The 8,904-nt window shown below is 63.8% G+C and carries 10 protein-coding genes and 1 pseudogene; 3 read left to right on the forward strand and 8 right to left on the reverse strand.

The window, feature by feature from the left end:
• Nucleotides 1–87 precede the first annotated feature (87 nt).
• The 4 genes from VMR03_RS00110 to VMR03_RS00125 all read right to left on the reverse strand — a co-directional run bounded on the left by VMR03_RS00110 (nucleotide 88) and on the right by VMR03_RS00125 (nucleotide 3,391).
• Entirely contained in the window at nucleotides 88–933 is an 846-nt protein-coding gene (locus VMR03_RS00110; RefSeq protein ID WP_325401046.1) for a TauD/TfdA dioxygenase family protein, read from the reverse strand.
• Between the two features lie 57 nt (nucleotides 934–990).
• Nucleotides 991–1,677 carry a VOC family protein gene (locus VMR03_RS00115; protein ID WP_325401048.1) on the reverse strand — a complete coding sequence of 229 codons (687 nt, stop codon included), beginning with the start codon at nucleotides 1,675–1,677 and terminating at the stop codon, nucleotides 991–993.
• Nucleotides 1,678–1,818: 141 nt separating this feature from the next.
• A complete protein-coding gene (locus tag VMR03_RS00120) occupies nucleotides 1,819–2,961 on the reverse strand; it encodes a thiolase C-terminal domain-containing protein (RefSeq protein ID WP_325401050.1) in 1,143 nt (380 codons plus the stop codon).
• 4 nt (nucleotides 2,962–2,965) lie between these two features.
• Nucleotides 2,966–3,391, reverse strand: a complete 426-nt coding sequence (locus VMR03_RS00125; RefSeq protein WP_325401052.1) for a Zn-ribbon domain-containing OB-fold protein — start codon at nucleotides 3,389–3,391, stop codon at nucleotides 2,966–2,968.
• Nucleotides 3,392–3,538: 147 nt separating this feature from the next.
• On the opposite strand from VMR03_RS00125, the gene VMR03_RS00130 reads away from it, so the two are divergent.
• Nucleotides 3,539–3,844 (forward strand): hypothetical protein, encoded by a 306-nt coding sequence (locus VMR03_RS00130; protein WP_325401054.1) that lies wholly within the window; start codon nucleotides 3,539–3,541, stop codon nucleotides 3,842–3,844.
• Here VMR03_RS00130 and VMR03_RS00135 read toward each other — a convergent pair whose 3' ends face one another.
• On the reverse strand, nucleotides 3,845–4,516 hold the full coding sequence (locus VMR03_RS00135; RefSeq protein ID WP_325401056.1) for a nitroreductase: 672 nt from the start codon (nucleotides 4,514–4,516) through the stop codon (nucleotides 3,845–3,847).
• Between the two features lie 64 nt (nucleotides 4,517–4,580).
• The gene (locus VMR03_RS00140) at nucleotides 4,581–5,816 is read right to left on the reverse strand and encodes an acyl-CoA dehydrogenase family protein (protein ID WP_325401058.1); all 1,236 of its coding nucleotides are present in this window, start codon (nucleotides 5,814–5,816) and stop codon (nucleotides 4,581–4,583) included.
• Between the two features lie 169 nt (nucleotides 5,817–5,985).
• Between VMR03_RS00140 and VMR03_RS00145 the strand changes: the two genes are divergently transcribed.
• Nucleotides 5,986–7,344, forward strand: a complete 1,359-nt coding sequence (locus tag VMR03_RS00145) for an MFS transporter (protein ID WP_325401060.1) — start codon at nucleotides 5,986–5,988, stop codon at nucleotides 7,342–7,344.
• Here VMR03_RS00145 and VMR03_RS00150 read toward each other — a convergent pair.
• Together VMR03_RS00150 and VMR03_RS00155 are read right to left on the reverse strand one after the other, a co-directional pair.
• The gene (locus tag VMR03_RS00150) at nucleotides 7,338–7,559 is read right to left on the reverse strand and encodes a hypothetical protein (RefSeq protein WP_325401063.1); all 222 of its coding nucleotides are present in this window, start codon (nucleotides 7,557–7,559) and stop codon (nucleotides 7,338–7,340) included. The two genes, VMR03_RS00145 and VMR03_RS00150, sit on opposite strands and share 7 nt — an antisense overlap.
• A gap of 5 nt (nucleotides 7,560–7,564) precedes the next feature.
• The gene (locus VMR03_RS00155; RefSeq protein ID WP_325401065.1) at nucleotides 7,565–8,563 is read right to left on the reverse strand and encodes an alpha/beta hydrolase; all 999 of its coding nucleotides are present in this window, start codon (nucleotides 8,561–8,563) and stop codon (nucleotides 7,565–7,567) included.
• A 268-nt stretch (nucleotides 8,564–8,831) separates the two neighbouring features.
• Between VMR03_RS00155 and VMR03_RS00160 the strand changes: the two are divergent.
• Nucleotides 8,832–8,904 (forward strand): annotated as a pseudogene (locus VMR03_RS00160) (50S ribosomal protein L36); the annotation flags it as partial.

The following is an 8,904-nucleotide window of genomic DNA, read 5'->3' on the forward strand; positions in this document are numbered from 1 at the left end:
AGCCGCAGCGTGGAAACGCCCGCGACTCGCCCGCTCGCATGATGCAGGCTGAACTTCCGGTTTTAAAGATGATTTTGGAACGGGAGATCAGAAAGGCCGGTCGCCGTTAACCGTGACGCGCTCCATGTGCCGGCGATGGCCATGATAGTCGTTGAGCGCGAAATGCTGTGTCGCCCGATTGTCCCAGAAGGCGAGAGCATTGGGCGTCCAGCGGAAGCGGCAGGTGAAGCCTTCCTGCGTGCAATGCTCGAAGAGGAAGCGCAACAGCGGCGCGCTCTCCCGCCGCGTCATGCCGACGAATTTTTCGGTGAACGCGGGATTGACGTAGAGCGCCTTGCGGCCGGTTTCGGGATGCGTGCGCACGACGGGGTGCTCGTAGGAGGGAACGTCGTCGCCCGCCGTCGCGACTTCCATCGACTGTCGCTTTTGCGCCGAATGTCCGCGTTCGCTATATTCGCCCTTGGCGGTATGGACGGCCCGAAGACCGTCCAGCATTTTTTTCATGCCGTCCGACAGCGTTTCGTAGGCGAGATACTGGTTCGCCCACAGCGTGTCGCCGCCGAAGGGCGGAACTTCCTTGGCGTAGAGGATCGAGCCGAGCGCCGGCTCCTCGAGAAACGACATGTCGGAGTGCCAGCCGCCGCCGAAATTCACCTTGTCGTCGGGCTCCTTGACGATCTTCATGATCTCGGGGTGCCCGTCCATGCCCTTCACATAGGGATGGATGTTCAGCGTGCCGAACCGGCGGCCGAAGGCCTTGTGCTGCTCGTGCGTGAGATGCTGGTCGCGAAAGAAGATGACCTGATTGTCGAGGAAGGCCTGATGAATGTCGTCGAAGGTCTCGTTGTCGAGATCCTTTGAAAGATCGACGCCGACGATTTCCGCACCGAGCGCGCCGGAAATCCGGTTCACCTGAATCTTGTTATAGGCCATGAAGCGTTCCCGTCGGGCTTTTTACGTGTTGCCCGAGAGTTTACCCCAACCGGGCCGCTAGTCGAGAGAGCCCGTCAGCGAAGCGCGCTGCGAAATCTCGATCCAGTTGCCGTCTGGGTCCCGAATGAAGGAAATCCGCGCCACCTTGCCGAGCGTCTGCGGCTTCTGTCCCTCGCGACCGCCGCGGGCGAGGACGCCCGCATGTTCCTCGTCCGTCTTGAAGACCTGCACGGTGATGTAGCGAAAGCCCGTTCCTTCGATGGTCGCGTCAGACGGCGCATCCGCCGCCTCGTCGAAAAGGATGACGCTGTCGCCGCAGAGAAAACTGTTGCCGCCGGCTTCCGGCACATCCGGCAGGCCCATTGCGACGGCATAGAAGCGGCGATGGGCGGCGGCGTCGCGCACGCCGAGCCGGATGCCGATGCGTTCGATGTCGAAGGCGCCATGCGGCACCAGCGTCACCGCATTGCCGTCCGGATCGGTGAGATGTTTCGGCCCGAGCAATCCCTCGCGCGCAATCAGCAACTCGCGATAGCCGGATGGCGCCCGCGCCGCGATGGGCTCGCGGCTTTCGTTGATCTTCAGCACCGAGCCGAGCATCTCGTGGCGATGCTGCTGGCGTCCGCCGCCCAGCGGCAGAAGATGATCGAAGGGGAGCCCGATTTCCTTCTGATAGAAGTCGAGCATCGCCTCGATGTTATTGGTGAAGAGGCCGACATCGATCCGTGGCTTGGCGAGGTGCATGACGGTTCTCTCCAATATTCTATTGCTGTCATCCCGGGCTCGTCCCGGGATCCAGGGGCGACATGCACGGAGCAAGCGGCCCCTGGACCCCGGCCCGAAGGCCGGGGTGACACGGAATTTAGGCCAGTTGCCTCTCGTGACCTACGGCTTCTCGTTCGAGAAGACGATCGTACCCGAGGCGGCGAACATGCCGCCGACGCCATGCGCGATCGAGATTTTCGCGCCCGGCACCTGCGCCGGCGCGATGCCCCGCATCTGACGCACGCTCTCCTGCAGGGCATACATGCCGTACATGCCGGAATGCATGTAGGAAAGCCCGCCGCCATTGGTGTTGAGCGGCAGCTTGCCGCCCGGCGCCGTGTTGCGTTCGCGGATGAAGGCGGCCGCCTCGCCGCGTCCGCAGAAGCCGAGATCCTCGAGGCCGTAAAGCGGCAGATGCGCGAAGGCGTCGTAGATCATCAGATGATCGACATCGGAATGCTTGATGCCGGCTTCGTCGAACGCCTTCTTGCCGGAAACGCGGAACGCCTTCGACGTGGTGAAGTCTTCCATCTGGCTCACCATCGGCGTCTCGCAGCTCTCGCCCGTGCCGAGGATATAGACCGGCTTCTGCGGGAAGTCCTTCGCCCGGTCGGCGCTGGTGAGAATGAGTGCGCCGCCGCCATCGGTGACGAGGCAGCACATGAGGAGCCGGAACGGCCAGGCGATCATTTTCGAATTCAGAACGTCGTCGACGGTGATCGGATCGCGGAAGGAGGCGCGCGGATTCTTCGCCGCCCATTCGCGCTGGATGACGGCGACGGTGGCGAGGTCTTCCTCGGTTACGCCGACTTCCTTCATGTAGCGCAGCACCGGTATGGTGAACATGGTCGGCGGGTTCGTGACGCCGTAAGGCACTTCGAACTGCCCCATCTGGCTTGCCGGATCGCGGCCGAACTTCCGCGCGCCGACGCGCGAGCGTCCGGACTCGGCATGTGTGATGAGCACCGTCTTGCAGAGACCCTCGTTGATCGCCGCCGCCGCGTGACGGACATGCAGCATAAAGGAGCAACCTCCGACGCTTGTGCCGTCGACCCATGTCGGCGTGATGCCGAGATATTGCGCGATCTCGACCGGGCTGTCGCCCGCCGTCGCGATGCCGTCGATGTCCTTCGCGGTGAGGCCCGCATCGCGCATCGCGTTGAGCGCCGCGTCCGCATGGAGCATCAGCTGCGAGGTATTCGGAATCTTGCCCATCTCGGTCGTTTCGGCTGCGCCGACGACCGCCACTGTTTTCTGCTTCATCGTCTTACCCTTTCGCCGGTGTCTGGGCCGGCTTGAACTTCGGCAGGCTGATCTCTTCGTTCGCCTTCTCGAAGGTGACTTCGAGCGGCATGTCGAGGATCAGCGCCTCCGGCGTCTGCGGGCAGTCGATGATGTTCGTCATCATGCGCGGGCCTTCGGCGAGCGTGACCACCGCGATCGAATGCGGTTTGTCGCCGAAGTCGGGACGGGGACGGTGATTGATGACGTAGCTGTAAAGCGTCGCCTTGCCGGATGCCTTGAAGATCTCGACATTGCGCGACGAGCAGGCCGGGCAGAAGGGGCGCGGCGGAAAATAGGTGTGGTTGCACTCGCCGCAGCGCTGAAGCCTGAGCTCGCCTGCCTTGCACCCGTCCCAGAAGTGCTGGGTCTCGGGCGTCGGCAGGGGAAGCGGGCGTGGATATTCCGCCATGAATGTTCTCCCGTTCACGATTGTCGTTGATGTCTTTGGCGGCGAGGATAGACGCGCAAGCCGGCGCGGCCAAGGTGAGCGGATGAACAGGCCGGTGAACGCGAATGGCCCGCTTGATCGAAGCCGGGGACGCGCTATATCTCAGGCATGGAAAACACCAAGGCAGCGTTCCTGATCGTTGCGTCCCTCGCATTGGGCCTGGCCGCAAGCACCGCTCATGCGGCAAGCGTCCCGCCGCCTGCCGGCAGCACCACGCTGATCGACCAGAGCGGGCAGGTCGTCACGAGCAATCTCGCCGGCGGCCTCGCCGATCCGGTGCCGCTCTTTTCAAACGCCTCCGGCCCGGTCCTCTTCGTCATCGCGCCGCCTGGAGAGACAGAGGCGGCGCCCAACAAGCCTCATGCGGTGCCGAAGGCGATGACACTCACCACGAGTCATATCGGGCAGCGCTGATTATTCGAAGCCGTGGAACGTCGCGAAGCTCGACACCGGTTCGCGTTCGGAGACGAGCGTGTTGACTGGGGCCGTTTCGTCGGCGTAACCGAGCGACATGCCGCAGATGATGTACTCGTCTTCCGGCACGCCGAGCACGCGCCGCGTCGCCGTCCAGTAATTGTTCCAGGCGCCCTGCGCGCAGGTGTCGAGGCCGCGGGCCTTGGCGGCGAGCATGATCGACTGCATCAGCATGCCGATGTCGAGGAAGCTCATCGCGTCGAGATCCTTGTCGATCGTGAAGATGAGCCCGACCGGCGCGTCGAAGAACTGGTAGTTGCGGCCCCATTGCCGCCAGTTCGCGGCCTGGTCGCCCTTCGGAATCCCGAGCAGCGAATACATGTCCTTGCCGAGTTTCCGCATGCGGGACGTGTAAGGCTCCTTGCGTTTCGAGGTGCGCGGGAACTCAGCGCTGGCATCGGAAGGCTGCGTTTCGCGATGCGCGAGAACCTCCTCTTCGAGGCGGCGACGCACGTCGCCCGCGATCACATGGACTTTCCAGGGCTGGATATTGGTGCCGGAAGGCGCCAATGACGCGATTTCGAGAATTTCGGTCACGAGGGCGAGCGGGACGGGGTCGGGCTTGAAGGCGCGCACCGATTTGCGGGCGCGCAGCACGTCGTCGATATGCATGGGAACTTCCGGTTGAATGTCGTTGCCCGAGTTCTAGCAGGCAACGTGGCGTCGGGTGAAGGGCTCAGAGGCCCAGCACCGCCTTCGCCATGATGTTGCGCTGGATTTCATTGGTGCCGGCATAAATCGAACCGGCCCGGTCGTTGAGATATTTTGCCGCCACCGGCCAGCTATGCGCGGGGCCGACGGGGGTGGCGTTGCCCCTGGATGGTTCGAGACCTACGACAGGGCCGCCCGGCCGCGTCGCTTGCGGTTGATAAGGCAGCGCGTAGCCGGCGACCGCTTCGAGCGCGAGTTCGGTCAGGCGTTGCGAGAGTTCGGTGCCGCGCGTCTTCAGCAGCGAGGATTCGGCGCCGGGCGCATCGCCGTGGGAGAGCGCCGACATGATGCGATGCTCGGTGAATTCCAGCGCCGTGATCTCGACCTCCGCGGCGGCGAGCTTGTCGACGAAATCCGGATCGTCGATCAGTCGCGCGCCGTTCGAGTTGCACTCGGCTCCGGCCATCGCGCGGATGCGGCGGAGCCGCGTATGCAGACCCGGCGCATAGGCGTGGCCGCCGCGCTCGAACTGCATGAGATACTTCGCGACCGTCCAGCCCTCGCCGACCTTGCCGACGACATTCGCCTTGGGAACCTTGACGTCGGTGAAGAAGACCTGGTTCTGGATGTGCTCGCCCGACAGCATGACGAGCGGCTCGACCTTGACGCCCGGCGTTTCCATGTCGATGAGGAGGAAGGTGATGCCGCGCTGGGGAATGTCCTCTTTCGACGTGCGCACCAGATTGAAGATGCGGTTGGCGTAGTTTGCGTGGGTGGTCCAGATCTTCGAGCCATTGCAGAGAAAATGATCGCCCATGTCGACCGCGCTCATCTGCAGGCTGGCAAGGTCCGAGCCAGATCCCGGCTCGGAATAGCCCTGACACCAGAAGTCGGCGCCGTTGAGGATGCGCGGCAGATAGAAGGCTTTCTGCTCCGGTGTGCCGTAACCGATCAGCACCGGTCCGCACATGCCGAGGCCCATCGGCGAGAGCGAGGGGGCGCCGGCCGATGAAAGCTCGCTGGCGAAAATGTAATGTTGCATCACCGACCAGTCGCAGCCGCCATATTCGACCGGCCAGGCCGGCGCGACCCAGCCCTTTTCATAGAGAGCCGCCTGCCAGCGCATGGTCGTGTCGTAATCGGCATAGACGCTGGTCATGAGCTGCCCGGTCGCGCGCAGCTCCGGCGTCAGCTTCTCGTCCAGAAAACGTCGAACCTCGTCGCGGAACGCGGTATCCCGCACGCTCAACGAAAGTTCCATGGCGATCTCCCCTGTATCTCAATGGCTTTTCCGTCGAGGTTAGGGCAGCGGGGCGGGATGACAAGCGCGCGTTCCATGGGCCGAAACAAAATTTCGAATGGGCCATTGGCGACGCAGCGTTATTCACGTAAATCAGGCTGACTTTCAAAAAGGCCCGGCAGAGGCCCCCATGACGACAGAGGAAAAAACCGCCGATTCGGCAGCGCCGGTCGCGGTTCCCCCGACACCTTCGAGCTTCGGCACCGGCGTCACCACGCCGGCCGAGCGGAAGCGCGCCTTCCAGATACTCTTTCTCTGCCAGCTCTCCGGCGGCATGGGGCAGACGCTCGTCTATGCGGTGATGCCGCCGATCGCGCGCCGCCTGGGCATGAGCGAATTCGAGACGACGATGATCTACTCGCTCTCGTCGCTGCTCTGGATCGTGACCAGCCCCTTCTGGGGACGGCGCAGCGACATCGTCGGCCGCAAGCCCATCATGATGATCGGCCTTCTCGCCTTCGCGATCTCGACGACGATCTTCGCCTGTCTCGTCCTTGTCGGCCTCAAGGGATGGGTGCATCTGAGCATTCTCTTCCCGATGCTGCTGGTTGCGCGTTCGATTTTCGGCGGCCTCGGCTCCGGCAACGGTTCGGCGGCGCAAGCCTATGTCGCCGACCGCACCACGCGGTCCGAACGCGCCTCTGGCGTCGCGTCGCTCGGCGCGGCCTTCGGCATCGGCACGGCGATCGGTCCCGGCGTCGCGGCCGCTTTCGCCGTCATCCATGTCGTCGCGCCGTTTTTCGCGGTCGCCGCGCTCGCCTATGTCAGCGCCGCGCTCATCTGGTTTTTTCTCCCGGAACGTACACGGCCGTCGAACCGCGTCTCGGAGAAGCAGGGCCGCAAGGCGGGGCTCAGATGGTACGACCGGCGCGCACTGCCCTGGGTCGGCATCAGCATCATCCTCAGTTTCGCGCAGTCGATCGTGATGCAGCTCTGCGCCTTCTATTTCATCGACATGCTGGAGTTGAAACTCGACGACGCGACGCAGATGGTGAGCGTCGGTCTGATGGCCATGGCGATGGCGGCGCTCTTCGCCCAGATCGGCCTGATCCAGCGTTTCAATCTTTCGGTGCAATGGCTGCTGCGCTGGGGATCGATCATCGTGATCTTCTCCTTCGTCGGCCTCGTCGCCGGATCGTCCTACGGCATTCTCGTGACCGCGCTGACGTTGTCCGGCCTCGGCTTCGGCCTGCTGCGACCGGGCTTGCAGGCGGGCGCCTCGCTCTCGGTCTCGCATCGCGATCAGGGCGCGATGGCAGGCTTCATCGCCGGCACTTCGGCGACGGGCATGATCCTGACACCCTTCATCTTCCTGAACTCGTTCATCGGCTTCAACATCTACGAGCGGATGCATCAGGCGCCCTTCATCGTCGGCGCGCTGCTCGTCGTGCCGATCCTCGCCTTCGCGCTCTTTCATCCTTCGATGAGGGGCTTGCAGCAGGCGGCCGAAGATTTCGAGGATGAAGAGGAAGGCATCGGCCTTCAGTAGGACGGGCCGCGCGGCGATGCACCGAAGAGCGTCAGCAGATGCGCGCCCATCAGAATGATGACGACCATCACGAGGAAGAGAAGCGGCGTCGTCGGCACGAGGCGTACGCGGCCGAATTCATGCGGCCGCCGTTCGAGCCAGAGAAGATATCCGCCCGCGGCAAGACTTGCCGCCAGAATGGCGAGCGTCGCCGGCAGCGGCAGAACATCTTCCACGGGCGTCAGCCTTGCGACGGCGCGAGCGCGCCTTCGGCTTCCCACTGCGCCATCAATGCGGCGACCGCGCCGGCGAAGGCATGGGGCTGATCGAGCATGATGTGGTGCTGCGCGCCGGGAATGGCGAAGACGGGCTTTTCCGGCGCGAGGGTGCGCAGGAAGGCGACGCTCGCCGGATCGTAGTCGCGGCTTTCGAGGCCGAACATGGTCGCGCCCTTGCAGGCGAGATTCTTGTAGATGTCCGCGTGATCGTCGCCCATCCGCAGACCGTTGAACATCTCGGCGTCGAACTTCCAGGTCCAGCCCGCTTCGGTCGAAGGTCGGCGGCCCGGATTCTCGCCGATCTTCACCTCGCGCAGGCTCAAACCCCCGATATGGTCGATGATGAAGCCATTGGCGCAGGGCTGGAGCGGCGCCAGGCGGAAGCGCGCCTTCGCCGTCTCGAAATCGGGATAGATGCGCGTCGGCCGGCGCAGCGGATCCTTGAGGAACCATTCATGCGAGGGCGAGCGCACGGTGAAGTCGGCAAGGATGAGGCCGCCGAGCTTCTCGCCGTAATGCTTGCCCGCGATGAGCGTCACGAAGCCGCCGAAGGAATGGCCGACCACGACCGGCTTCGGCCCAAGCCCGGCATTGAGCGCCACCTGGCCGATCTCATGCGCAAAGCTCTCGCGCACATAGGACGTCCGCCAGTCGCTGTCGCCCATGCCGCCGAGGTCCATGGCGGCGACGTTGTAGCGATCGGTCAGCAGCGGCGCGATGAAGGAGAACCATTCGGCATGGGCGCCATTGCCATGGACGAAGAGGATGCCTGGCCGTTTCGGGTCGTCGTTCCCCCAGCGCAGATAATGGATGCTCGCGCCGTCGACGGTCAGACGGCGGCTCTCGCGCGGCGCGGCCAGAGCCTGGCGGAACCAGAGCGGCTGGTGCCGGACGATGTCCTCGTCCGGGAGCGAGCGGACGGCGGGGTCCGTCAGATAGGTGTTGGGTTTCTCATACGCCATCAGGGAACCGATTCTCGTGGCGGGCGCTAAAATGACGCCCGCGCCATTTTCATGTTGGGGCATGATCTAGCCCGATTTCCCGGGCAGGGAAAGTGGCTCGTGGGGCCGGTTTGGTTGCTTCCGGCCGGGGGCGTGCTTCCCGGTTGACAGGCACGGGCCCGCCCCTTAGGTTCCGCGCCAATCCGAGGGCAATCCGGGACACCGGATGCGGGGCCTTTATTGGCCGATCGCAAAGCCCCATACCAGACAAAGTGCCCGAAGGTTTATCATGAAGATCCGTAACTCCTTGAGATCGCTGCGCAATCGCCACCGGGACAACCGTCTGGTCCGGCGCAAGGGCC

Source organism: Parvibaculum sp., assembly GCF_035511255.1.
In the GTDB taxonomy this organism is placed as follows: domain Bacteria; phylum Pseudomonadota; class Alphaproteobacteria; order Parvibaculales; family Parvibaculaceae; genus Parvibaculum.

Bases quoted from the DNA above. Each gene is read 5' to 3' on its own strand.
- VMR03_RS00130 (WP_325401054.1), top strand. From the start codon at position 3,539: ATGGAAAACACCAAGGCAGCGTTCCTGATCGTTGCGTCCCTCGCATTG.
- VMR03_RS00145 (WP_325401060.1), top strand. From the start codon at position 5,986: ATGACGACAGAGGAAAAAACCGCCGATTCGGCAGCGCCGGTCGCGGTT.
- VMR03_RS00110 (WP_325401046.1), bottom strand. From the start codon at position 933: ATGGCCTATAACAAGATTCAGGTGAACCGGATTTCCGGCGCGCTCGGT.
- VMR03_RS00140 (WP_325401058.1), bottom strand. From the start codon at position 5,816: ATGGAACTTTCGTTGAGCGTGCGGGATACCGCGTTCCGCGACGAGGTT.
- VMR03_RS00125 (WP_325401052.1), bottom strand. From the start codon at position 3,391: ATGGCGGAATATCCACGCCCGCTTCCCCTGCCGACGCCCGAGACCCAG.
- VMR03_RS00135 (WP_325401056.1), bottom strand. From the start codon at position 4,516: ATGCATATCGACGACGTGCTGCGCGCCCGCAAATCGGTGCGCGCCTTC.
- VMR03_RS00115 (WP_325401048.1), bottom strand. From the start codon at position 1,677: ATGCACCTCGCCAAGCCACGGATCGATGTCGGCCTCTTCACCAATAAC.
- VMR03_RS00120 (WP_325401050.1), bottom strand. From the start codon at position 2,961: ATGAAGCAGAAAACAGTGGCGGTCGTCGGCGCAGCCGAAACGACCGAG.
- VMR03_RS00155 (WP_325401065.1), bottom strand. From the start codon at position 8,563: ATGGCGTATGAGAAACCCAACACCTATCTGACGGACCCCGCCGTCCGC.